The organism is Dietzia sp. 2505, assembly GCF_040546785.1.
Taxonomy (GTDB): Bacteria; Actinomycetota; Actinomycetes; order Mycobacteriales; family Mycobacteriaceae; genus Dietzia.
Genome location: NZ_JBEPON010000001.1, coordinates 446,987 through 471,301, shown reverse-complemented (window position 1 = coordinate 471,301; position 24,315 = coordinate 446,987). Strand labels below are relative to the sequence as shown.

Sequence of the window (24,315 nt, the reverse complement as noted above, 5' to 3'; positions counted from 1 at the left end):
CTTGGCCGTCTGACTAACTGCTGTTAGTCTGCGGAGTATGACCACAGTCACTGATTCGGACCGTCGCCGACTCCGCTCGGCGGTACGCCGGGGCAACGTCCCGACCATGCTCGCCGTCCTGCTCGAGTTGACGGCCGACGAGCGGTGGATGGCCCCCCGATACCAGCCCACCCGCAGCCGGGGAATGGACGACAACTCGAGCGGCGGCCTTCCGGACGAGGTCCGGGGAGAGATCCAGGAGGCGCTGGTCGATGCGGTCGAGCGCTGGTGGGACTCGGACGCGCCCTCCCGACGGGAGATGGACAGCTCGGACGTCGAACGGCTGCTCAATTTCACCTGCGGTGAGACCGTGCCGCCGGACTTCGCGCCGATGATGGCGGAGATCGTCAACGGGCCGCGGGTCGCGCCGGCCGCCTCCGAACCCGACGGGCGTCTCCACGCCATCGTGATCGGTGCCGGCATCGCGGGGATGCTGGCCTCCGTCGAGTTCACCCGGGCCGGGATCCCCCACGTGATCCTGGAGAAGAACGAGGACGTCGGCGGTTCCTGGTGGGAGAACCGCTATCCCGGCGCCGGGGTGGACACCCCCAGCCACCTCTATTCGATCTCCTCGTTCCACCACAACTGGTCGACGCACTTCGGCAAGCGCGATGAGGTCCAGGGTTACCTCGAGGACTTCGCCGAGGCGAACGACATCCGGCGGCACGTCCGCTTCCGCCACGAGGTGACGCGCGCGGAATTCGATGAGCACGGGCAGTCCTGGCGGGTGACGGTCCGGCGGCCCGACGGCGGGTCGGAGATCCTCGAGGCACCGATCCTGATCAGCGCGGTCGGCCTGCTCAACCGCCCCAAGGTCCCGGACTTCCCGGGCATGGAGAGCTTCGGGGGTCGTCTCTTCCACTCCGCCGAGTGGCCGAGTGAGCTCGACGACCCGGACGCCCTCCGGGGCAAGAGGGTGGGCATCGTCGGGGCGGGCGCCAGCGCCATGCAGATCGGGCCGGCCATCGCGGACCGCGTCGGATCCCTGACGATCTTCCAACGCTCGCCCCAGTGGATCGCCCCCAACGACGACTACTTCGCGCCCATCGACGAGGACGTGCACTGGCTGATGGACCACGTGCCCGGGTACCGGGAGTGGTACCGCGCCAGGCTCTCGTGGATCTTCAACGACAAGGTGTACCCGACACTCCAGGTGGACCCCGAGTGGCCGGAGCCGAGCGCCTCGATCAACGCGACCAACCACGGTCACCGAAAGTTCTACGAACGCTATCTCCGCGATCAGCTGGGCGACCGCGACGATCTCATCGAGGCGTCACTGCCGGACTATCCCCCATTCGGCAAGCGGATGCTGCTGGACAACGGTTGGTTCGCGATGCTGCGCAAGCCCCAGGTCACCCTGGTCCCCCGCGGCGTCCGGGCGGTGACACCCTCCGGACTGATCGACTCCGACGGCGTCGAGCACGAGCTGGACATCATCGTCATGGCGACCGGCTTCCACAGCGTGCGGATCCTGCACCCGATGGACATCGTGGGTAGATCAGGCCGGTCCACCCGCGAGATCTGGGGAGAACACGACGCTCGCGCCTATCTGGGGATCACGGTTCCCGACTTCCCCAACTTCTTCATCATGACCGGGCCCAACACGGGCCTCGGCCACGGGGGGAGCTTCATCACGATCCTGGAGTGCCAGGTCAGGTACATCATGGATGCCGTGGAGATGATGCGTTCGCAGAACCTCGGGACGCTGGAGTGCCGCAGTGAGGTCAACGATCGATACAACGAGGCCGTCGATCGGCAACACGCGCAGATGGTGTGGACCCATCCGGCGATGGAGAACTGGTACCGCAACCCGGATGGTCGCGTCGTGTCGGTGCTCCCCTGGCGCATCAACGACTACTGGGCCATGACCAACGCGGTCGACCCCGCGGATTTCCACACCGAACCGGTCCACGCCGGATCGTCCCCGGCCCTCACCACCGGACGGTGAGCGTGCGGGACGAGGCCGCCGGGGACCCGCACGGCGGGCCTCTGGACGGCGTGCGGGTGGTCGAGATGGAGGCCATCGGCCCGCTTCTGCACGCGGGGCTCATGCTGGCGGACCTCGGTGCCGACGTGATCCGCGTGGTGCGACCCGTCCCGGTGGGTGCCGACGACGGCAACGATGACGCGAACTCGGGGATGCTCCGGGGTAGGACCGAGGTCGCGGTCGACCTGACCGACCCGGACGGGCTGCGCCGGGTGCGCGACCTGGTGGGCCGCGCAGACGTGCTGATGGAGGGATCCCGTCCCGGCACGATGGAGAAGCTCGGTCTCGGCCCCGACGTGTGGCAGGAGGAGAACCCGGGGTTGATCTACGGCCGCATGAGCGGCTGGGGTCAGGAGGGACCTCTGGCCCGCGTGGCCGGACACGACATCAACTACCTCGCACTGTCCGGCGCGCTGGGGCAACTCGGACCGGCCTCGGGACCGCCGTCGCCGCCGCTGAACCTCGTCGGGAACTTCGGCGGGGGGTCGATGTTCCTGCTGGTGGGGCTCCTCTCCGCCCTGCACGAGAGGCAGCGGACCGGCCGCGGGCAGGTCGTGGACGCGGCGATGGTCGACGGTGCCGGTTCGCTGACCGCTCTGGTCCGCTCGTGGCAGCACGCCGGCCGGTGGTCCATGCGGCGGGGCACCAACCTGCTCGACGGGTCGGCGCCGTTCTACCGGGCCTACGAGTGCGCCGACGGCGGGTTCGTGGCGGTGGGGGCGCTCGAGGACGTGTTCTACAACCGCGTCGTACGCGGTCTCGGGTTGGATCCCGCCGCCCTGCCGAACCGCTGGGACACCGCCAGCTGGGACGCGTTGACCGAGACCTTCGGTCAACGGTTCGCCATGCGTGACCGCGACGCCTGGGCCGGGGTCTTCGACGAGCTGGACGCGTGCGTGACACCGGTGCTCTCGCTCCGGGAGGCCACGCTCCACGACCATGCGGTGCAACGGGGGGCCTTCGTCGACGCGGGGGGCTACCCGATGCCCGCCGCCGCCCCTCGGATGAGCTCCTCACGCGGAGCAGCACCACCGCCGGGACACACGCATGTGGACGAGGCCCTGTCCCGGTGGGGCGATCCGCTGCGTCGTCTCACACCCTGAGCCCTCTCACACCCTGAGCCCCCTCGCACCCTGAGGTCGCCTCACATCAAGAGACTGAGCGTCCGGAGTCGTCGGACCAGCAGACTCTGGTGCCACTCGGCGTGGGAGGAATCGATCTCGGGGACCGGGTCGAGGCCCAGGAGGAAGTCGAGAGCGGCGAGCGACTCCATCCGTGCGAGCGCCGCGCCCACGCAGAAGTGGATCCCACGCCCGAACGACAGGTGCGAGCCCTCCCCGCGGTCCGGCCTGAACTGACCCGGTCGGCTGAAATGCCGGTCGTCCCGGTTGGCGCTACCCCAGAGCAGGAACAGGTGGGTACCGGCGGCGAGATCGACCCCACCGAGTTCGGTGTCCCTGATGACGTGGCGATAGTGCCCGCGGAACGGCGCCTCCAGCCTGAGCGTCTCCTCGATGAAGAGCGGACGCCCGGCGGGGTCCGACCGAAGTGGATCCAGCCATTCCGGGTGTTGACCCAGTCGCCAGACCAGCGATCCCAGGTGCCCGACAGTCGACTCGATCCCCGCGGCCACCAGCTGGACCAGGACCTGCACCGCGACCTCGTGCGTCATATCGGCGTCGTCGACCAGTCGGGCGAGGTCCCCGAGCACCGAGGCCGGACGCGTGTCGCGCGCCTCTGCGAGCTTCTCGGAGAGGTACTCGATCAGTTCCCCGACCGATCGGACCGAGTCGTCGAGCTCGTCGGCCGTGACCATCCCGTCCAGCATCCGTGTACTGGCGAACGCCCAGTGGCACAGCCTGTCGCCGTCCTGCTGGGGCAGACCCATGAGGGTGGCGACGACCGAGGCCGGGAGGCGTTCGGCGATGTCCTTGACCCAGTCGATGCCGCCGTCCCGGTGGCCCTCCGCCCACAGTTCGCGCAATCGGGTGTCGATGACCGGTCTCCAGGCCCGGAGCGTGCGCGGGGTGATCGACGGCATGACCAGTGTCCGGTGGGCCCGGTGGATCTCACCGTCCGCGGTGGCCAACACGTGCACGGGGGACCCGAGTTCGGCGACGGGGAACTCGGTGACCTGCCCGTCCGGCGCCACGACCATCGTCGCGGTGAGGTTGGACGAGAAGTCCTCGACCCGGGCTGTCGCCTCCACCATGAGGTCCCAGGACCGGACCGCGAAGAACGACGAGTCCCCGACTCGTTCGATCCCCGGCGACACACGTGACGGATCGAGGAGGCCCATGACGTCGCCCGCGCTCTGCATACCTGTCACCTTTGCGCACGAGCCCGTGCCGCACGGTGGATTCAGGGAGACAGCGGTGACCGGGAGGCGGTGGTGTCCGATGCAACGGTGGCGTTCCTGCGGGTTCCGCCGAGCAGTGCCAGCCCCACCCCGCTGACCAGTGAGACCGCGGCACTGATCAAGAGCAGCGTTCCGAGCCCGACTGTCGGGATCACGGTGCCCGCGATCGCCGGTGCGACGACGGAGCTCACCGCCCCCACGACCAGGCACCCGGTGAACGCCGCGCCCGCGCGATCCGGCACCAGCTCGGCGGTCCACACCGCCAGCACCGCCGAGCCGGTCATGTACCCCACCCCGAAAACGCATGCCGAGATCACGGTCGCGACCAGGGAGTCGCCGGCCAGGCCCAGCAACGCGAGGGCGAGGGCGACGATCATCAGGCACATCGCGGCGACGCGGGTGCTGCCCCACCGCCCCGCCATGGCTCCGGTCGCCAGCGCGACCAGACCGCTCGCCCCTATGAGGACGTAGATGATCGGGACCGCGAGCGCCGGCAGGTCGGTGCCGCCGAGGACGTCCGCGGCATAGGTGAAGTAGATCACGACGACGGCGAAGTAGACGATCGAGTAGCCGGCGGGGACCGGAAGGGCCCTGGCCAGGGCGCCGAGATCGCGCGTGCCTCGGGCGCGCCCGATCGGCTCCGTCCGCGGCACCAGGCCGAGGTTCACCACCGCCGCGATCACCGCTGCCAGCGCGACCCCGGCCCACACCAGACGCCACGATGTGTACGCGGCGAGGACCGCCAGCCCCCCGAGCGCCACCAGGCCGGCGCCGGTGCCGGTGGTGATCATCGCCAGCGCCCTCGACTGGTGGCGGGGTGCCACGACGCGGGTCACGATGTCGGAGTACGGTGCCCAGACCCAGCCGCCCGCGCTGCCGCACAGCACAGCTCCGACCGCGAGGAGCCCGGGCGACTGCGCGGCCAGCACGATCACCGCCCCCAGCGCGCCGCAGATGCCTCCCACCGTCGTCGGCGCACGTGAGCCCCGGCTCGCCGACAGCGGCCCCGCGAGGACGAGCCCGGCGAGGTAGCCCGCGAACGTGGCGCTGGCGATGAGCCCCAGCACCAGCTCCGAGAGCCCGAGCTCCCGGCGGATATCGGGAAGCGTCAGTCCGTAGACGTACCGCGCCATGCCGAAGGCGACACCGACGACAGCCGCCCCGGCGAGTCCTATCCTGGCGGCCGAGCGCGTGGCCTCACCGTTCCCCCCTGCGGCGGTCACACCGCCCGCGCCATCGCCCGCCCGGCCTTCATCCCCGAGAAGATGCAGCCGCCGAGGAAGGTGCCCTCGAGGGAGTTGTATCCGTGCACTCCCCCGCCACCGAATCCGGCGACCTCGCCGGCCGCGTAGAGGCCGGGGAAGGGCTCGCCGTCGGGGCGCAGGCACTGGGAGTCCAGGGTGGTCTCGATCCCGCCCAGGGTCTTGCGGGTCATGAGGTGCACCTTGACCGCGATCAGCGGGCCACCGGAGCCGGCGGCCGAGCCCTTGCTTGCGCCCGAGTCCGCGAGGAGCTTGTGCGGCTTGGCGATGCGGGTGAGCTTGTCGGTGAGCACCCGGCGTGAGTTGTGGATGGCCTGCACCTGCGCGTCCTTGGCGAAGGGGTTGTCCATCTGGCCGTCCATCGCCAGGACGAACTCGCGTACCTTCTCCACCTCCAGCTCGGGCTCGCCCTCGCGCACCAGCCCGTTCATCCCCGTCACCAGCTCCTCCAGGGAGTCGGCCACCACCCAGTCCACGCCCTTCTCGGCGAACTCGCCCACCGAGGGCGGCAGCCCCTTCTTGGCGCGGGACAGGAACTTCTTGACCACCTTGTCGGTCATCTCCGGATTCTGTTCGGAACCCGAGAGCACGAACTCCTTCTCCGCGATGGCCGAGTCCAGGATGAACCAGGAATGGTCGTACCCGGTCCGGCGGATGGCCTCGACGGACGCGGTGGTGTGGAAGCCCGGGAACAGCGGCACCGGCATCCGTGCGCCGGTGGCGTCCAGCCACAGCGTCGACGGGCCCGGGATGATGCGGATGGCGTGCGAGGGCCAGATGGGTGCGAAGTTGGCGACCCCCTCGGTGTAGTGCCACATCCTGTCGCGGTTGATGAGGTTCGCCCCGGCCGTGCCCGAGATCTCGAGCATGCGACCGTCGACGTGCTCCGGGACCCCCAGGATGAGGTCCCGGGGCGCGTCGCCCAGCCGGTCCGCCGGCCAGTACCGGCGGACGAGGTCGGGGTTACCACCGATCCCGCCCGAGGACACGAGCACCGCTCCCCCCCGGAACTCGAAGGTCCCCGTCTCCTCGCGGGGGGAGGACACGCCCCGGTCCAGATCGCACGGGACGAGGGTGGCGCCGCGGACGCCCACGGCCCGCCCGTCCTCGACCACGATCTCGTCGACCCGGTGACGCACCGCGAATCGCACCCGCCCCTCGGCGGCGGCCGTGCGGACCGGCTCCTCGAAGACGCGCACGACCTCGGGGCCGGTTCCCCAGGTCACGTGGAACCGCGGGACGGAGTTGCCGTGGCCCCCGACGTCCCCGCCACCGCGCTCCGCCCAGCCGACGGTGGGGATGATCTTGAGCCCCAGTGCGTTGAGGTACGTGCGCTTCTCCCCCGCCGCGAACTCCACGTACGCCCGCGCCCACCGCCGGGGCCAGTGGTCCTCGGGCCGGTCGAAGGCCGCCGAACCCAGCCAGTCGCGCCACGCCAGGTCCAGCGAGTCGTGGACGCCGATGCGCCGCTGCTCGGGGGTGTCCACCATGAACAGGCCGCCGAGCGACCAGTAGGCCTGGCCGCCCAGGTTCTTCTCGTTCTCCTGGTCCACCACGAGGACCTTCTTGCCCGACCGGCTCGCCTCGTAGGTGGCGACCAGCCCCGCCAGTCCGTGGCCCACCACGATGATGTCGGGAGTGAAGCCGGGTTCGGGTGCCGGGAGCGGCCCGGCATTGGCCGCGGTCGAGGTGGACGGCGGGGCGTAGGAGGGGTACTCGGGGTGGACGGGCCGGGCCTCCCCGGCGGTGCGGGCGGGACGGGACGCGGAGTTGGTCATGGGTCCAGTGTGCCGGGTCACTCCAGCAGATGACGCAGATACCGCTCGGGGGCCGCGAGATACCGGCGGTGGTGGTCCACCATCGCCAGGTCCTCCCAGCGGCTGCGGTGCATCCCGTCCCCCGACAGCTCGTATACCGCGGCCCCCGGCACGGAGGCCAGAATCGGCGAGTGGGTGGCCATGAGCACCTGTGCTCCCCGCCGGTCGGCCAGCTCGAGCAGCAGCGCGACCAGGCGGAGCTGGGCGTCGAAGGACAGTCCCGCCTCGGGCTCGTCCAACACGAACAACCCGCCACCGGAGAACCGTGAGGAGTCCACCAGGTCCCAGAACGCCTCGCCGTGGCTGCGCGCGTGGAAGTCCTGGCCCGGCCCCGACGACTGCAGGTAGGTGAACAACCCGTGCATGGTCTCGGCCCGCACGAAGTAACCCCACCGGGGCGCCCCGCCCCCGCGCACCAGTCGCAGCGCCTCGTGCAACGGGGACTCCGACGCCCACGTCGAGTTCCGGGCCCCGGTGGACCCGCCCTCGGCGTTCAGGCCGAACGCCATGGCCACGGCCTCGACGATCGTGGACTTGCCGGACCCGTTCTCCCCCACCAGGACGGTGAGGTCGTCCAGCTCCAACCCGTCTCGCACGAGATCGGCCACCGCGGGCACCGAGTACGGCCACGTCGCGGGCGACGCGACGAGACCGGGGTCCACCGCGACGCGAACCAGCGGACGCGGGTCCAGCACGCCGTCTCGACTCACCCGGCCACGGTACCGTGGCCGACATGCGGATCCACCAGATGAACTGCGGGACGTTCGCCGGACGGGTCCCCACCCGCGTGCTGCTGGTGGAGGCCCCGGGGGGTCTGGTGCTGGTGGACACCGGCATCGGGCTCCACGACATCGCGGACCCCGCCGCGCGGCTGGGCGCCTCCCGACACGCGATGCGCCCCCGACTGGACCCGTCCGAGACCGCGTACCGGCGCATCGAGGACATGGGGTACGACCCCCGCGAGGTGCGCCACATCGTCCTCACCCACATGGACTTCGACCACATCGGCGGGCTCGCCGACTTCCCCGATGCGGAAGTGCACGTGGCGTCCGAGGCGCTGACGTGGGCGGTGCGCACCCCGCGCTGGATCGAGCGGCGTCGTTACCGCCGCGCCCAGTGGTCGCACGGCCCGACGTTCACCGAATACACGTACGGGACCGACCGGTGGGAGGGTTTCCGGGTGCACCCCCTGGACCACGTGCTCGAGGGGATGGCCCTGGTCGATCTACCGGGCCACACCGTGGGACACGCCGGGGTCCTGGTCCCCGGTGATCCCGGGGACCCCGGCGAGGTCGACGTCCTGCACGCCGGGGACGCGTTCTACCTGCGCGGTCAGATCGACCCGTCGGTCGGCTACCCGAGGACGATCGCGGTCGCCGAACGTGCCCTGTCGCTGGTCCCGTCGGCCGTGGAATTGACCCACGCCCGCCTCTCCGCGCTGGCCGGGCGTCGAAGCGGGGACCTGCGGGTGGTGTGCGCCCACGACCCGACCGGCCCGGGAGGCGTCCCGGGATGAAGATCCGGGACACCGCCTGGACGCCCGCCGCGCGCACCGACCCGGACCGGGACCTGCCGGCGCGGGCGGCCGCGTTGGCCGACCTCATGCGGGGTCGACGGGCGACGATCATCACCGGGGCGGGGATCTCCACCCCCTCCGGAATCCCCGACTACCGCGGACCGGACTCCCCCGCCCGGACCCCCATGACCTTCCAGGAGTTCGTCGGCGACCCCGGGTACCGCCGCCACTACTGGGCCCGCAACCACCTGGGCTGGCGACACATGGAGGCCGCCCGGCCCAACGCGGCCCACGCGCTGGTGGCCGACTGGGAACGCCGGGGGCTGGTCAGCGGGGTGATCACCCAGAACGTGGACCTGCTCCACCTCAAGGCCGGCAGTCGCCGGCTCGTGGACCTACACGGCAGCTACGCCGTGGTGACCTGTCTCGACTGCGGCCTGCGCCAGAGCAGATGGGCCCTGCACGAGGATCTCGACCGTCTCAACCCCGGCTTCGCGGAGCGGGTGGCCACTCGCGGGGCCATCGAGGTCGCCCCGGACGCCGACGCCGTCCTCGACGACACCGCGGACTTCCGCATGGTGGACTGCCGCCGTTGCTCGGGCGTGCTCAAGCCCGACATCGTCTACTTCGGGGAGAACGTCCCGGCGCACCGGGTGGCGGAGGCCAACGCCCTGGTCGACGGGTCCGACCTCGTCGTCGTCGTGGGGTCCTCCCTCACCGTCCGGTCGGGTTACCGGTTCGTGCGGCGGGCGGTGACCACCGGCACCCCCGTGGCCGTGGTCAACCGCGGCCACACCCGGGCGCACGCGGAGGCCACGCTGACGGTCGACGGTGACTGCGTCGAGGTGCTGACCCTGGTCGACCGGTCCCTGTAGGCGAACCGGGAGCGGAGCGGCAGACTGCAGGGATGAGCACCGACCTGACCCCCGACGCCGCACTGCGGCGACTACTCGACGGAAACCGCCGCTACGTCGACGGCGCGGGCCTGCACGCCCACCAGGACCCCGCACGGCGCGCCGAACTCACCGGCGAGCAGCACCCGTTCGGGATGGTCTTCGGCTGCGCCGACTCGCGCGTGCCCGCCGAGGTCGTCTTCGACCAGGGCCTCGGCGACCTGTTCGTCATCCGCAACGCCGGCCACATCGTGGACCCGTCGGTGCTGGGCTCGATCGAGTTCGGTGTGGACGTGCTGGGAATCCCATTGGCGCTGGTGCTCGGGCACACCTCGTGCGGCGCCGTGGGCGCGGCGATCAACGCCGTCGACACACACACCACCCCCTCGGGATACCTGCGCGACGTGGTGGAGCGGATCGCCCCGGCCGTGTTCGAGGCCCGGCGGGACCCCGGTGCCGGATACGAGGACGTGGTGATCGAGAACGTGCGCCAGGCGGTCACGGCGATCCGCGAGAAGTCGTCGGCCGTGGACCGCGCGATCACCGAGGGACGCACCGCGATCGTCGGGGCGCTGTACAACCTGGCCGAGGGCACGGTCACCCCGGTCCACACCGAAGGCGGGGTCGAACTCTAGAGGGCCACGGGGCCGTCAGAGCGCCACCAGGTCGTCGGCGTGCACGAGAGGTCGCCCCTGGCCTGTGGTGCCGGTGCCCGAGGCGCGCTCGGCCAGCCGTGAGCGCACCTCGATCGAGTCGTACTGGGCGATCCCCCTGGCGACGGTGTCGCCGGCGGTGTCGCGCATCTCGATCACGTCCCCGAAGTGGAACAACCCGTCGACACCGGTCACCCCCGCCAGCAGCAGCGACCGCCGCGAACCGGTGACGGCACGCACCGCGCCGTCGTCGAGGATCACCGCACCCCGCGCGTCGGCCGCGTGTCGGACCCAGAACCGGCGCGCGGTCATCCGCTCGGGCCTGGGCGCGAACACCGTGCCCACCTGTGGGTCGTCGGCCAGCGCCTCCGCCGCCCGCTCGGCCGCCGTGAGCAGCACCGGGATGCCGGCGTCGGCGGCCAGGCGCGCGGCCGCGAGCTTGGAGGCCATCCCGCCGGTCCCGAGCGCCCCGCCGGCCCCGGCCACCACCCCGTCGAGGTCGGCCGCGCCCGACACCATCGTCACCGCGGTGGCGTCACCCTTGCGGGGGTCGGAATCGTAGAGCGCGTCCACGTCCGAGAGCAGGACCAACGCATCGGCGCTGATGAGGTGGGCCACCAGCGCGGCCAGGCGGTCGTTGTCCCCGAAGCGGATCTCGTTGGTGGCCACCGTGTCGTTCTCGTTGACCACCGGCACCGCGCCGAGCGTGCGGAGGCGGTCCAGGGTGCGCTGCGCGTTGGCCGCGCTCTCCCGGCGACCGATGTCACCCGCCGTCAGCAGGACCTGGCCCACCACGCGGTCGTACCTGGAGAACGAGTCGCCCCACGCCCGGGCCAGTTCGAGCTGCCCCACGCTGGCGGCCGCCTGCTTGGCGGACAGGGTGGCGGGACGGGTGGTCATCCCCAGTGGTGACATCCCCGCGCCGATCGCGCCGGAGGAGACCACGAAGACATCCGACCCCGCGGCCATGCGCGCCTGGCAGACGTCGGCCAGGGCGTCGAGCTGCGGCCGGCGGATCCCGCCACCGAAGCTCGTGATCGCCGAGGAGCCGATCTTCACCACCACCCGGCGGGCCGTGCCGATCCGGCGCCGCAGCTCCGGTTCGTCGGTCACTCCAGGATCTCCTCGTCGGGGTCGATCAGTCCGCGGCGCACACGCTTGCGGTACTTGCGCTCATGGGCGCCCACGCGCTCGTCGGACTCCAAGCGGATGTCGGTGCCGCGGCCCGTACGCATGAGGTCCACACCGGCCGGGGTCTGTGGCTCCCAGTCGAAGGAGACATCGCCGACGGTGACCGTGCACCCCGCCTGCGCGCCGGCCTTGATGAGCGCGTCCTCGACGCCCAGCCGGGCCAGGCGGTCGGCGAGGAAACCGACGGCCTCGTCGTTGGCGAAGTCGGTCTGGCGGATCCAGCGCTCGGGCTTGGATCCCGAGACCACGTAGGCGCCGGCCTCGTTCGGGTCCTTCCGGACCGTGAACTCGGCCACGTCGACGGCCCTCGGCCGCAAGACGATCCGCTCGGGCGCCGCCGGCGGGTTCGCCTTGCGGTGGGCCTTGATGAGCTCGTAGAGCCCGTACCGCAGTTCGTCCAGGCCCTTGTGCGCGACCGCGGAGATGGCGTACACCGGCCAGCCCTTGGCCTCGAAGTGGGCGGTGACCATCTCGGCCATGTCGGCGGCGTCCGGCACGTCGATCTTGTTCAGCACCACGACCCTCGGCCGGTCCGCCAGGTCCCCGAGACCGGCGTCGGCGAGTTCCGGCTGGTAGGCGGCGAGCTCCGCCTCGAGGGCGTCGACGTCCGAGATGGGGTCGCGGTCGGACTCGAGGCTCGCGCAGTCCACCACGTGCGCGAGGACGGCCGTGCGCTCGATGTGGCGCAGGAAGTCCAGGCCCAGGCCCCGCCCCTCGCTGGCGCCCGGGATGAGCCCGGGCACGTCCGCGATGGTGAACGTGTCGTCGCCCACCGAGACCACCCCGAGGTTGGGGGCCAAGGTCGTGAACGGGTAGTCGGCGATCTTGGGCTTGGCCGCGGAGAGCACCGACACGAGAGAGGACTTGCCCGCCGAGGGGAATCCGACCAGTCCGACGTCGGCCATGGACTTGAGTTCGAGCGTGAGGTCGCGGACCTCGCCGGGCTCACCGAGCAGGGCGAACCCCGGGGCCTTGCGGGCCCTGGAGGCGAGCGCGGCGTTACCGAGCCCACCCTTGCCGCCCTCGGCCGCCACGAAGCGCGTTCCGGCACCGACCAGGTCGGCCAAGAGCTCACCGTTCTGGTCCAGCACGACGGTCCCGGGCGGCACCGCCAGGACGAGGTCATCACCCTGGGCGCCGTTCCGGTTGGCGCCCATCCCGGGCTCTCCCTTACCGGCGCGCGCGTGGGGCCGGAAGTGGAAGTCGAGCAGCGTGTGGACCTGGGGGTCCACCACCAGCACCACGTCCCCGCCGCTCCCGCCGTTGCCCCCGTCGGGGCCGCCGAGCGGCTTGAACTTCTCCCGGTGCACGGACGTGCAACCGCGGCCGCCGTCCCCCGCCGCGAGGTGGAGCACTACGCGGTCGACGAATCTCGACATATGCGGACTCCTCCTGCTGGTGGTGGGACTAACGGATGTGGCGCAAATGCTCTCGGGGACCGGGCGTGGGGTCATCAGACCCCGCCCGGCCCCCGAGGGCGAATCGCGTCAGTGTCGCCGGGTCAGGCCTCGACGCCGACCGGCACGATGTTGACGGTCTTGCGGCCACGCTTGGTCCCGAACTCGACCGCACCGGCGGCCAGTGCGAACAGCGTGTCGTCGCCGCCACGGCCGACGCCGACGCCCGGGTGGAACTTGGTGCCACGCTGGCGGATCAGGATCTCGCCGGCGTTGACTTCCTGGCCACCGAAACGCTTGACGCCGAGACGCTGCGCGTTGGAGTCACGACCGTTACGGGTGCTGGATGCGCCCTTCTTACTTGCCATGTCCGAACCCCTCCTTCAGGGAAGACGCCCGAGGGCGCTGAGCTGGTGGCCTTGGCGGCCGTGGTTGCTTACTTGATACCGGTGATCTTGAGCACCGTCAGCTTCTGACGGTGGCCCTGACGCTTGTGGTACCCGGTCTTGTTCTTGAACTTGTGGATCCGGATCTTCGGGCCCTTGGTCTGCTCGACGATCTCGCCGGAGACGGAGACCTTGGCCAGGGCGTCGGCAGCGGAGGTGACGGTCGAACCGTCGACCACGAGGATCGGGGACAGGGACACGGAGGTACCGGCCTCACCCTCGATCTTCTCGACCTTGACATGGTCACCTTCGGCGACCTTGTACTGCTTGCCGCCGGTCTTGACGATCGCGTACATCGAGGGCTTCCCCTTGCTTCTCGGGTGTGTGGCCGCCGCTGGGACGTCCACAACTACTGTGCGGTGTTCTCTCTGACCGGCCGACTCTCGTCAGCCGGGATCGCCGGTCCCGCGGCCTTGACGGCCCGGCCCGCGACTTCTCGCGCGACGACATAGCGCCGCCACGAGCGACTTGTCAAGGTTACGGCCCGGCGGCACAGCAGGTCAAACCGACCGTGTCACCGGGCCCGACACCTCTAACGATCGCCACCCTCGGGGGCGGTCGTGGACCTGGTCGCGCGTCGCCGTGCCGGTCGCCGACGCGGCTCCGCGACGACGACCGGAGGCGCCTCGGCGAGCGGGGCGGCCTCCACCGCGGCCGCCGCCACCGGGGCCGACTCCCCCGCGGTGTCCTGGCCGGCGGCGGCGCCGGCCTCCCGTCTGGTCGACCGTCTACGGGGACGCCGGCCGGACGAATCGGGCTGGGCGTCGGTGGCCGGCTGGGTGGTCGGCTCGGCGGCCGGCTCGGCGGCCGGCTCAGTGGCCGGGTCTGTGGCCTCGACGGTCTTCACGACCTCCGTCGCCTCCGCGACCACCGCCGCCTCGTCCTCCGGCGTCTCGGCCGTCTCCGCCACCGCTGCGTCCTCCGCGGCGACGACCGGGTCGATGGCCCCGTCCGCCGGGCGGCGGGTGGCGCGACGACGACGGCGACCCGGCCTGGAGCCGGCGGCATCCGCGGACTCGGGCACCCCGGCGTCCGAGTCCCCGGGATCCGTGGTGTCGGAGGACCCGGCGACCTCTGCGGGCACCGAGGCGTCCGGGTCCGCGGATCCCGCACCCGCGGTCGGCGCGGGTGCGGAGGACCCGGATGCGGTGCTAACGGGTGCGGAGGACTCGGATGCGGTGGCTGCCGGTGCGGCGGGATCCGCGGTGGCGACCTCCGCACGGCCTGCCTTCTCGGCGGCCGCCTGCTCGGCCTCCTGGCGGGCGATCGCGAGCGCGGCCGGGTGCGCGGCCGGTGCGGGACCGTCCTTCTTGGGCGCCTGCCTGGGGGCGGACGACGAGGAGGCCTGGGAGTCGGACTGATCCGAGTCCGATCCCTTACCGCCGCGCTTGCGGCCGCGACGCGAACCGGGCTCGTCGGCGTTGTGCGACTCGGTGTGGACCGGGTCGGCGTGCACGATCAGGCCTCGTCCCTGGCAGTGTTCGCAGGGCGTGGAGAACGCCTCGACCAGACCCGTGCCCAACTTCTTGCGGGTGAGCTGGACCAGCCCCAGGGAGGTGACCTCGGAGACCTGGTGCCGGGTGCGGTCGCGCCCCAGCGCCTCGGTGAGCCGCCGCAGCACGAGATCGCGATTGGCCTCGAGCACCATGTCGATGAAGTCGATGATCACCATCCCGCCCACGTCGCGCAGGCGCAGTTGGCGGACGATCTCCTCGGCCGCCTCGAGGTTGTTCTTGGTGACGGTCTCCTCGAGGTTGCCGCCCGAACCGGTGTACTTACCGGTGTTGACGTCGATGACCGTCATGGCCTCGGTGCGGTCGATCACCAGCGAACCACCGGAGGGCAGCCACACCTTGCGGTCGAGCGCCTTGGCCAGTTGCTCGTCCACGCGGTGGGTGGCGAACACGTCGACGTCGGGGTTGTCGTACCGCTCGAGCCGCTCGGTCATCTCCGGCGCGACCCTCGAGACGTAGTCGTGCACGGTGTCCCACGAGGTGTCGCCCTGGATCACCAACGAGGAGAAGTCCTCGTTGAACAGGTCGCGAACCACCTTGACCAGCAGGTCGGGCTCTTCGTACAGGGCGATCGGTGTGCCGGCACCCGCAGAGGTCCGCTTCGCGGAGGCCTCGGCGATCTCGGTCCACTGGGCGGCCAGTCGTTCGACGTCCCGACCGATCTCCTCCTCGCTGACCCCCTCGGCCGCGGTCCGGATGATCACGCCCGACCCCTCGGGGACGACGTCCTTGAGGATCGCCTTGAGTCGGCGCCGCTCGGTGTCGGGGAGCTTGCGGGAGATGCCGGTGGAGTTGCCGTCGGGCACGTACACCAGGAACCGACCGGCCAGCGAGATCTGCGTGGTCAGGCGGGCGCCCTTCTGGCCGATGGGGTCCTTGGTGACCTGCACCAGGACCATGTCGCCGGGCCGGAGCGCCTGTTCGATCCGCCGGGCCTTCCCGCCGAGTCCGGCGGCCTCCCAGTTGACCTCACCGGCGTACAGGACGCCGTTGCGACCGCGGCCGATGTCGACGAACGCGGCCTCCATGCTCGGAAGAACGTTCTGGACGCGGCCGAGGTAGACGTTGCCGACCATGGAGCGCGCGGACTCGGTGGTGACGAAGTGCTCCACGAGGACCTTGTCCTCCAGCACGCCGACCTGGGTCATGATCCCCTTGCCGTCGCCGCGCCTCTTCTCCCGGACCACCATCACGCGGTCGACGGACTCGCGACGGGCGAGGAACTCGGACTCGGAGAGGATGGGCTGGCGGCGGCGTCCGGCATCGCGCCCGTCGCGGCGGCGCTGGCGCTTGGCCTCGAGCCGGGTCGAACCGCTGATGCCCTGGACCTCGTCGTTCGACGAGCCCGAGCCGGCGGCCTGACCCCCACGCGCGGGGCGACGCCGAGGTTCGCGCTGCTCCTGGGTGTCCGTGTCGGACGAGTCGTCGCCGGAGGCCTGGCTGTCGTCGCTGCCCGAACCCCCTCCACGACGACGACGACGGCGACGCCGGCGCGAACCGGACGGTGACCCGTCGGAGTCGTCCGAGTCGTCATCAGAGGAGTCGTCCCCCGACCCGGTCCGCCCCTCGGCGCGATCGGACGTGTCGGTGTCGGGACGGGAGTCGTCTCGGCCGGAGCCCCCGCCGCCGGACTCGTCCTGGTCGACCCGGTCGTCGGCGGCGTCGGCACCCTCCGGGTCCCCGTCGGCCCGGTCGGTCTCGTTGTTCTGCTCGTCGGTGTTCTCGCCACGACCACGACCGCGGCCACGACGGCCACGACGGCGGCGACGTCCACCGCCGTCGCCGGAGTCGTTCTGGTCGTCGGAGGTGTCGGTGACGTCAGACGTGTCGGTGCCGTCGGCGGGTTCTGTGACCTCGTCGGTGACCGCAGGGGTGTCGGTGACCTCGGGGGCCTGCGTGGAGTCTGTGGGGCCGGTCCGGGCGGTGTCGGACGCCGCGGACCTCGTGCGCGCCGGGCGCTCCCGCTCGGCCTTGGCGGCGGCCTCGTCCGGTGAGAGGAACAGGGGGGAGAACGAGGGTGTCGCGGTGGACCGGCGGCGGTTCCCGGACTCGGCCGCGCCCACCTCACCGGTGACGATCGACATCTCCGGCAGGGGCCGACGAACGGGCGCCTCAGTCCCGGACTTCTTCTCCGGGGTGGGCTCTGCGGTGGCATCCGGCGCCGCCTTCCCCGCCGCCGCCTTGCGCGCCTTCTTGGCGGGGGCCTTCTCGGCAGCCGCCTTCCTGGCGGGCTTCTCGGTCTCCGCCTTCTCGGCGGGAGCCTTGTCCGCGGGCGACTTCTGAGCGGGAGCCTTCTCGTCAGCCGCCTTCCTGGCGGGAGTCCTCTTCGCCGGAGCCTTCTCGCCCCGTGCTGCGCGGGCGGGCTTCTCCACCGGGGCGTCCTCGCTGGCGGTGACCGTCTCGGACGTCGTGGCGCCGCCGTACCCGCGGCTGGCGAACCACGTGAGCAGCACCTCGCGCGTCACCCCGGACTGGGCGCTCTTGACCTCCACGCCGATGCCGGCCATGGCGGCCAGGAACTCCTTGCTGGTCATCCCCACGGCCTTGGCGGCCGCGTGCGCGCGCATCTTCTCCGGAAGCGCGTTGAGATCGTCGATGGTCAGGTTCGAATCCGACACGTGTCTCCTCTGGCCGGACTCCGGGCGCGATCACGTCACCGGAGTGCTCCGGTGACCCACGCCGCCGCACGGGGTCGGCATTTCTCTCTGGGCCCCACCTCGGGTGGGGCTATGTCTTGTGGTCCGCGATCCCGGTGTGATCCGGGCCGCGGAGGGCGGGCGCCCGATCCGGGGCGAACTGGAGGTCCGCTCGCCAAGAATGTGGGCTCCGGCCATTGTCCCACACCCGCCGGCGAAGCGTCGCCGCGCGGGCGAGGTGAGACGACGAACGCGCCCGTCGGTCAGGGAACCGACGGGCGCGTCCGGCGCGATCTCCGGTGGTGAACCGCGATCGCTGGTGATGGGGTCAGGTCAGAGTCCGGGGAACCACAGTTCGATCTCACGTGCCGCGGATTCCTCGGAATCCGACCCGTGGACGAGGTTGAACTGGGTCTCCAGGCCGTAGTCACCGCGGATGGACCCGGGGGCGGCCTTCTCCACCGGGTCGGTCCCGCCGGCGAGCTGGCGCCACGCGGCGATCGCGCGCGGACCCTCGACGACACCGGCCACGACCGGTCCGGAGGTGATGAACTCGAGCAGGTCGCCGTAGAACGGACGCTCGGAATGCTCGGCGTAGTGCGCGGCCGCGGTTTCCTGTGGCACCCGGCGCATGTCCATGGCCACGAGCCTGAGGCCCTTGGCCTCGATACGCGCGAGAATGGTGCCGGTCAGGCCTCGCTGGACGCCATCGGGCTTGATGAGGAAGAAAGTTCTCTCGGTCACGGCCGCAATGCTACAAGTACCGGGGACCCGTCAGTCGTGCTGGCTGGGCAGGTACCCGCCCGCCATACGCCGGGAGAGGTCCCGCCGCAGATAGAGGATGTACGCCCACACCGCGGCGAACATCAGGCCGCACACGCCCATCGACCAGTGCACGGCCCACCCCGCCACCGCCAGTCCGGCGAGGGTGAGGTTCAACGGGATCGCCCAGGGGCGCCGCTGCAGTCCACTGGCCACGACCATCGCCACGGCGAGCACGCTGACGAACCACACCTTCCAGGGCTGGAAGTGCTCCCCGTCGTCGACCCTCGCGATCACCGTGAGCACCAGGCCGATCACGATCGCCTCGAGGATCAGGGTCCCGGCCATGATCCCCCGCAGTCCCTTCCACGGGTCCACCGAGGGTTCGTGGGCGCTCGCCGCCGGGTCGGCGGAACCGGTGTCGGCTGAGCTGGTTTCGGCTGAACCGGGGTCGGTCACTGTGCGTCCTTTCCGAACAGGCTGCGGGCGGCCCCCGCGGTCAGCACCGATCCCGTCACCAGCACGCCGACTCCGGAGACGTCGTCGTCGGCGGTCGGGTCGGGGACCCCCACCAGGTCCAGCGCGGCGCTGATCGCATCGGGCAGGGTGTCCACAACGTGGACCCGCTGGGCGGTGAACCGGTCCTCGGCGATGCGGGCGAGATCGTCGAGCGCCATCGCGCGCGGCGACCCGGTCCTGGTGATGACGACCTCGTCGACCACCGGCTCGATGGCCGCGAGGAAGGCGTCGGCGTCCTTGCCGTCCAGCATGGCGACCACGGCGACGAGCCGGCGGAAGTCGAACTCCGAGGTCACCGCCTCGGCGAGTGCGCGCCCGCCGTGTCCGTTGTGCGCGGCGTCCACCAGCACCGTCGGGCTCGAGCTGAGGCGCTCGAGCCGGCCGGGGTTGTCCACGGCGGCGAAACCGGCGCGGATGAGTTCGGGGTCCAGAGACCGGTCGGGGCCCGCTCCGAAGAACGCCTCGACGGCGGCAAGGGCAGTGGCGGCGTTCTCGGCCTGGTGCTCGCCGAACAGCGGCAGGAACACCTCCGGGTACTCGCCCCCGAGACCACGCAGGGTGAGCTGCTGACCGCCCACCGCGAGACGACGGTCGACCACGTCGAACTCCGAGCCGAGACGCGCCACCACCGCGCCCACCTCGACCGCGCGACGCAACAGCACCTCCATCGCCTCGGGCTCCTGGCGGCCGATCACGGCGACCGGGTCCCTCGGGAGCAGGTCGTCCTCGGCTCCCGGCTGGATGATCCCGGCCTTCTCCCCCGCGATGGTCGCCAGGTCGTCGCCCAGGTAGTCGGTGTGGTCCAGACCGACAGGGGTGACGACGGCGACGGCCGGCCGCACCACGTTGGTGGCGTCCCAGGTCCCGCCCATCCCGGTCTCCACCACGGCGACGTCCACGGGGGCGTCGGCGAAGGCCGCGAAGGCCATCGCGGTGATCACCTCGAAGTAGCTCATCCGGGGTCCACCACCGGCCTCGGACCGCTGGTCCACCAGTTCCAGGTACGGCTGCAGTTCCCGGTAGGTGTCCACGAACAGGCGAGCCGGGACGGGCTCGCCGTCCAGGGCGATGCGCTCGGTGACGGTCTGCAGGTGCGGGCTGGTGTTGCGCCCGGTGCGCTGGTGCAGTGCCCGAAGGAGGGCGTCGATCATGCGGGTGACCGAGGTCTTGCCGTTGGTCCCCGCCACGTGGACGACCGGGTAGGCGTGCTGCGGATCCCCGAGGACGCCGGTGAGCTCCGCGATCCGGTCCAGGCTCGGTTCGAGGCGGGTCTCCGGCCACCGGGTGGCCAGTTCCTCCTCGACCGCCGCGAGCTCTGCGGTGTCGGCCTGCCACTCGGGGCTGCCGACCTCCGGGATCGGGCGCGGCTCCTGGTGGTCCTCACCGTCCTCGTCACCGGGCAGGGGACCGCCGAGGGAGACCCCGGAGACCAGGCCCTCCTCACCGAGCATCTCGGCGACGTCCTCCTCCGTGGGGGTGTCCCAACCCTCGTCCGGGTCGTGGGGCTCGAGCCACCGATGGCCCGCCATCAGGCGGTGCTCCCGGCCGGGAGGCCCTCGAGTCGGGCGGAGATCCGGCTGACCTCGGTCTCGGCGAGATCCCGGCGCGCGCGGATCTTGTCCACCACGTGGTCGGGGGCCTTGCCGAGGAACGCCTCGTTGCCCAGCTTGGCACCGGTCGTCTCCAGCTCCTTGCGCGCGGCCGCGAGGTCCTTCTCCAGGCGGCGTCGCTCGGCGGCCACGTCGATGGTCCCGGAGGTGTCGATCTCGACCCCCACCGTGGACAGCCCCAGCCGGACCTCCAGCGAGGCGGAGGCGGTGAAGTCGTCCCCGGCCGGGGTGATCCGCGCGAGCGAGGCCACCTGGTCGAGCAGGTCGGCGGGCAGATCCGCCCGGTCGACCCCGGTGACGCGTGCGGGCACCCGCTGGCCGGGCTTGAGACCCTGGTCGGAGCGGAAGCGGCGGATCTCGGTGACGAGGGTCTGGGCGTCGGCCACCCGGCGCACGGACTCCGTGGCCCCCTCTGCCGGGGCCACGTCGGAGGGCCAGTCCGCGATCACCACGGAGTCGCGTCCGGTCAGGGCCGTCCACAGCACCTCGGTGACGAACGGGATGACGGGATGCAGCATCCGCAGCAGCACGTCGAGCACGTGTCCCAGCACGAGACGCGTGTGATCGGCCCGCTGGGAACCGCGCGCCTCGTCGTCGCTGCCGAACTGGACCTTGGCCAGCTCCAGGTACCAGTCGCACACCTCGTCCCACGCGAAGTGATACAGGGCCTCGCAGGCCTTGGAGAACTCGTAGCGGTCCAGGGCGTCGTCGACCGACACGCGCACCTCGCCGAGTCGCCGGAGGATCCACCGGTCGGCGTCGGTGAGCGCGGACGCATCAGGGAGCTCGCCCACCCTGGCGCCGTTCATCAGCGCGAACCGCGTCGCGTTGAAGAGCTTGGTGGCGAAGTTGCGCGAGGCCTGGGCGGCGTCGTCGCCCACGGACAGGTCGCCGCCGGGGTTGGCGCCGCGGGCCAGGGTGAAGCGCAGGGCGTCGGCGCCGAAGCGGTCCACCCAGTCGAGCGGGTCGATACCGTTGCCCTTGGACTTGGACATCTTCTGGCCGTGCTCGTCGCGGACGAGCCCGTGGAGGAACACGTCGGTGAACGGGACCTTCCCCGGGGCGGACGTCTCGCCCGTCAGGGTGCGACCCACGAAGGTGCCGAACATCATCATCCGGGCCACCCAGAAGAACAGGATGTCGTACCCCGTGACCAGCACGGACGTGGGGTAGAACCGCTCCAGGTCGGCTGTCCGGTCGGGCCAGCCCATGGTCGAGAACGGCCACAGTCCGGAGGAGAACCACGTGTCGAGCACGTCCGTGTCCTGCGTGTACCCGGCGGGCGGCTCCTCGTCCACGCCCACACAGACCACCTCGCCATCCGGCCCGTACCAGATGGGGATGCGGTGGCCCCACCACAGCTGGCGGGAGATGCACCAGTCGTGCATGTCGTCGACCCAGTCGAACCAACGCGGTTCCTGGCTCTTCGGGTGGATCACCGTGTCACCGTCGCGCACGGCGTCGCCGGCCATCCGGGCCAGTTCCTCGACCCTGACCCACCACTGCAGGGACAGCCGGGGCTCGATCGGCTCGCCGGATCGCTCCGAGTGTCCGACGGAGTGCAGGTACGGGCGCACCTCCTCGACGATCCGGCCCTGGGCGGCGAGGTCCTCGCGGATCACCCTGCGCGCCTCGAACCGGTCCATCCCGTCGTAGCGGGTCCCCGTGTCGGCGATGCGGCCGGCCGCGTCCATGATCGTGGGCATCTCGAGCCCGTGGCGCTGGCCGATCGCGAAATCGTTGGGGTCGTGCGCGGGAGTGACCTTGACGGCGCCCGTCCCGAACTCGGGGTCCACGTGGTCGTCCGCCACGACGCGCATGGTCCAGCCCCCGCGGAACGGGTGCTCGATCTCGGAGCCAACGAGGTGGGCGTACCGCGGGTCCTCCGGGTGCACGGCGATCGCCGTGTCGCCCAGCATCGTCTCGAGCCGGGTCGTGGCCACCACCAGGTGCGGCTGTGAATCGTCCATCGAGCCGTAGCGGAAGCTCACCAGCTCGCCCTCGACATCCGCGTACTTGACCTCGATGTCCGAGATCGCGGTCTGGAGGGTCGGCGACCAGTTGACCAGGCGCTCCGCACGATAGATCAGGCCCTGGTCGTAGAGCTCTCTGAAGATGGTCTGCACGGCGCGGGACAGTCCCTCGTCGAGGGTGAACCGCTCGCGGGACCAGTCGACCCCGTCCCCGAGCCGGCGCATCTGCTCGCCGATCGTCCCGCCGGATTCACCCTTCCACTCCCAGACCTTTTCGACGAAGGCCTCGCGGCCGATCTCGTGCCGGTCGATCCCCTCGGCGACGAGCTTGCGGTCCACGAGCGTCTGGGTGGCGATCCCCGCGTGGTCCATACCCGGCAGCCACAGCACCTCGAAGCCCTGCATGCGCTTGCGACGCGTGAGCACGTCCATGAGGGTGTGGTCGAGCGCGTGGCCCATGTGCAGGTTGCCGGTGACGTTAGGCGGCGGGAGTACCACCGAGTACGCGGGCTTGTCGCTGGAGGGGTCCGCCTCGAAGTAGCCGGCGTCGACCCAGCGTTGGTACAGCTCGGACTCGACCTCGCCGGGGTTCCAGGAGGCGGGGAGCAAGTCCGCGCGGTCGGTCTCGGGGCCGGGAGTCGCTGCAGTCGTCACCCGACCATCGTAGGCCGTCGGCGCCGGGACCCCACACACGCCGCCCGGGCCCCGCCCCCGGGGTCAGTCGGTCAGGCCGAGGGCGTGCACGGCGTCGCGCTCGGAGATCAACTCGGCCACCGAGGCGTCGATGCGGGCGCGCTGGAAGTCATCGATCCCCAGACCCTCGACGACCTCCCATTCCCCGCCGTGGCTGCGGCAGGGCAGACCGGTGACCACGCCCGCGACTGTGCCGTACTGCCCCTCGGAGGGCAGCGCGACCGTGGTCCAGCTCTCCCCCGGGGTCCCGTGGACCCAGTCGCGCATCTGGTCGACCGCGGCGCCGGCCGCCGATGCCGCGGAGGACGAACCGCGGACGGAGATGATCTCGGCTCCCCGGTTCGCGACCCGCGGGATGAAGGTGTCGGTCAGCCAGTCCTGCTCGAGGCCGGCGGTCACGGGCGCGCCGGCGCGGGTGAGATAGGAGACGTCCGGGAACTGGGTGGCCGAGTGGTTGCCCCAGACCACCACCCCGTCGAGCTCGGCGACGGGGGCGCCCAGGCGGGTGGCGAGCTGGCTCAACGCCCGGTTGTGGTCGAGCCGCATGAGGGCGGTGAACCGACCGGCCGGGACGTCCGGGGCGTGCTGGTGAGCGATGTAGGCGTTGGTGTTGGCCGGGTTGCCCACCACCACCACGCGGATGTCGTCCGCGGCCCCGGCGTTGATCGAGCGTCCCTGGTCGCGGAAGATGGCACCGTTCGCGCTCAACAGGTCGGAGCGCTCCATGCCCTTGCCCCGAGGCATGGCCCCGACGAGGAACGCGGCGTTGGCGCCATCGAACGCCGCGGTGGCGTCGTCGGTGATGTCGATCGAGTCGACCAGCGGCAGAGCGCAGTCCTCGATCTCCATCGCCACGCCCTCGGCGGCCGTGACGGCCGACGGGATGTCCAGCAGTCGCAGGCGGACCGGGGTGTCGGGGCCGTAGACCAGGCCGGACGCCAGCCGGAAGAGCAACGAGTAGGCGATCTTTCCGGCGGCACCGGTGACGGTGACGGTGACCGGGGCGGTGGAGCTCATGCGCGGGGACCTTCCTGCGGCGACGACGGGG

At 71.3% G+C, this 24,315-nt stretch carries 19 protein-coding genes; 5 read left to right on the top strand and 14 right to left on the bottom strand.

All coding sequences use genetic code 11. From position 1 onward, the window contains the following. Window positions 1-37 precede the first annotated feature (37 nt). Window positions 38-1,987 carry a flavin-containing monooxygenase gene (locus ABIE38_RS02110; RefSeq protein ID WP_354053791.1) on the top strand — a complete coding sequence of 650 codons (1,950 nt, stop codon included), beginning with the start codon at window positions 38-40 and terminating at the stop codon, window positions 1,985-1,987. Further along, window positions 1,984-3,129 (top strand): CaiB/BaiF CoA transferase family protein, encoded by a 1,146-nt coding sequence (locus ABIE38_RS02105; RefSeq protein ID WP_354053790.1) that lies wholly within the window; start codon window positions 1,984-1,986, stop codon window positions 3,127-3,129. Before ABIE38_RS02110 ends, ABIE38_RS02105 begins: the two co-directional genes overlap by 4 nt. A 41-nt stretch (window positions 3,130-3,170) precedes the next feature. On the opposite strand, the gene ABIE38_RS02100 is transcribed toward ABIE38_RS02105, so the two are convergent. From ABIE38_RS02100 to ABIE38_RS02085, 4 genes are read right to left on the bottom strand one after another with little or no spacing between them, the layout of a single operon-like run. Then, a complete protein-coding gene (locus ABIE38_RS02100) occupies window positions 3,171-4,346 on the bottom strand; it encodes a cytochrome P450 (RefSeq protein WP_354053789.1) in 1,176 nt (391 codons plus the stop codon). Window positions 4,347-4,387: 41 nt separating this feature from the next. Continuing rightward, a complete protein-coding gene (locus tag ABIE38_RS02095; RefSeq protein ID WP_354053788.1) occupies window positions 4,388-5,608 on the bottom strand; it encodes an MFS transporter in 1,221 nt (406 codons plus the stop codon). Further along, window positions 5,605-7,425, bottom strand: a complete 1,821-nt coding sequence (locus tag ABIE38_RS02090) for an FAD-binding dehydrogenase (RefSeq protein ID WP_354053787.1) — start codon at window positions 7,423-7,425, stop codon at window positions 5,605-5,607. The genes ABIE38_RS02095 and ABIE38_RS02090 overlap by 4 nt, the downstream gene beginning before the upstream one ends. A gap of 17 nt (window positions 7,426-7,442) precedes the next feature. Next, window positions 7,443-8,174, bottom strand: coding sequence for an AAA family ATPase (locus ABIE38_RS02085; RefSeq protein ID WP_354053786.1), 732 nt, complete (start codon window positions 8,172-8,174; stop codon window positions 7,443-7,445). A 23-nt stretch (window positions 8,175-8,197) separates the two neighbouring features. Here ABIE38_RS02085 and ABIE38_RS02080 point away from each other — a divergent pair, with 23 nt between their 5' ends. Genes ABIE38_RS02080 through ABIE38_RS02070 form a run of 3 tightly spaced genes read left to right on the top strand, consistent with a single transcriptional unit; the run spans window position 8,198 to window position 10,508 of the window. Then, window positions 8,198-8,980, top strand: a complete 783-nt coding sequence (locus ABIE38_RS02080; protein ID WP_354053785.1) for an MBL fold metallo-hydrolase — start codon at window positions 8,198-8,200, stop codon at window positions 8,978-8,980. Further along, window positions 8,977-9,855, top strand: coding sequence for a Sir2 family NAD-dependent protein deacetylase (locus tag ABIE38_RS02075; RefSeq protein WP_354053784.1), 879 nt, complete (start codon window positions 8,977-8,979; stop codon window positions 9,853-9,855). The genes ABIE38_RS02080 and ABIE38_RS02075 overlap by 4 nt, the downstream gene beginning before the upstream one ends. A 32-nt stretch (window positions 9,856-9,887) precedes the next feature. Then, window positions 9,888-10,508 carry a carbonic anhydrase gene (locus ABIE38_RS02070; protein ID WP_354053783.1) on the top strand — a complete coding sequence of 207 codons (621 nt, stop codon included), beginning with the start codon at window positions 9,888-9,890 and terminating at the stop codon, window positions 10,506-10,508. 15 nt (window positions 10,509-10,523) lie between these two features. Here ABIE38_RS02070 and proB read toward each other — a convergent pair whose 3' ends face one another. From proB to ABIE38_RS02020, 10 genes are all read right to left on the bottom strand, one after another. Beyond that, the gene (gene proB / locus ABIE38_RS02065) at window positions 10,524-11,639 is read right to left on the bottom strand and encodes a glutamate 5-kinase (RefSeq protein ID WP_354053782.1); all 1,116 of its coding nucleotides are present in this window, start codon (window positions 11,637-11,639) and stop codon (window positions 10,524-10,526) included. Then, complete coding sequence (gene obgE / locus ABIE38_RS02060) at window positions 11,636-13,096, bottom strand: GTPase ObgE (protein ID WP_354053781.1); 1,461 nt, start codon at window positions 13,094-13,096, stop codon at window positions 11,636-11,638. The genes proB and obgE overlap by 4 nt, the downstream gene beginning before the upstream one ends. A 122-nt stretch (window positions 13,097-13,218) precedes the next feature. Beyond that, complete coding sequence (gene rpmA / locus ABIE38_RS02055) at window positions 13,219-13,482, bottom strand: 50S ribosomal protein L27 (RefSeq protein WP_107748170.1); 264 nt, start codon at window positions 13,480-13,482, stop codon at window positions 13,219-13,221. Between the two features lie 68 nt (window positions 13,483-13,550). Further along, on the bottom strand, window positions 13,551-13,856 hold the full coding sequence (gene rplU, locus ABIE38_RS02050; protein WP_017835684.1) for a 50S ribosomal protein L21: 306 nt from the start codon (window positions 13,854-13,856) through the stop codon (window positions 13,551-13,553). A 236-nt stretch (window positions 13,857-14,092) separates the two neighbouring features. Then, window positions 14,093-17,692, bottom strand: coding sequence for an Rne/Rng family ribonuclease (locus ABIE38_RS02045; RefSeq protein ID WP_354053780.1), 3,600 nt, complete (start codon window positions 17,690-17,692; stop codon window positions 14,093-14,095). A 351-nt stretch (window positions 17,693-18,043) separates the two neighbouring features. Then, window positions 18,044-18,454, bottom strand: coding sequence for a nucleoside-diphosphate kinase (gene ndk / locus ABIE38_RS02040; protein ID WP_179524932.1), 411 nt, complete (start codon window positions 18,452-18,454; stop codon window positions 18,044-18,046). Window positions 18,455-18,484: 30 nt separating this feature from the next. Then, window positions 18,485-18,931: a DUF4233 domain-containing protein gene (locus ABIE38_RS02035; RefSeq protein WP_502914700.1), complete on the bottom strand. Its 447-nt coding sequence runs from the start codon at window positions 18,929-18,931 to the stop codon at window positions 18,485-18,487. After that, window positions 18,928-20,520, bottom strand: a complete 1,593-nt coding sequence (gene folC / locus ABIE38_RS02030) for a bifunctional tetrahydrofolate synthase/dihydrofolate synthase (RefSeq protein WP_354053779.1) — start codon at window positions 20,518-20,520, stop codon at window positions 18,928-18,930. Before folC ends, ABIE38_RS02035 begins: the two co-directional genes overlap by 4 nt. Next, complete coding sequence (locus ABIE38_RS02025) at window positions 20,520-23,228, bottom strand: valine--tRNA ligase (RefSeq protein ID WP_354053778.1); 2,709 nt, start codon at window positions 23,226-23,228, stop codon at window positions 20,520-20,522. Before ABIE38_RS02025 ends, folC begins: the two co-directional genes overlap by 1 nt. A gap of 63 nt (window positions 23,229-23,291) precedes the next feature. Beyond that, the gene (locus ABIE38_RS02020; protein ID WP_354053777.1) at window positions 23,292-24,284 is read right to left on the bottom strand and encodes a malate dehydrogenase; all 993 of its coding nucleotides are present in this window, start codon (window positions 24,282-24,284) and stop codon (window positions 23,292-23,294) included. Window positions 24,285-24,315 lie beyond the last annotated feature (31 nt).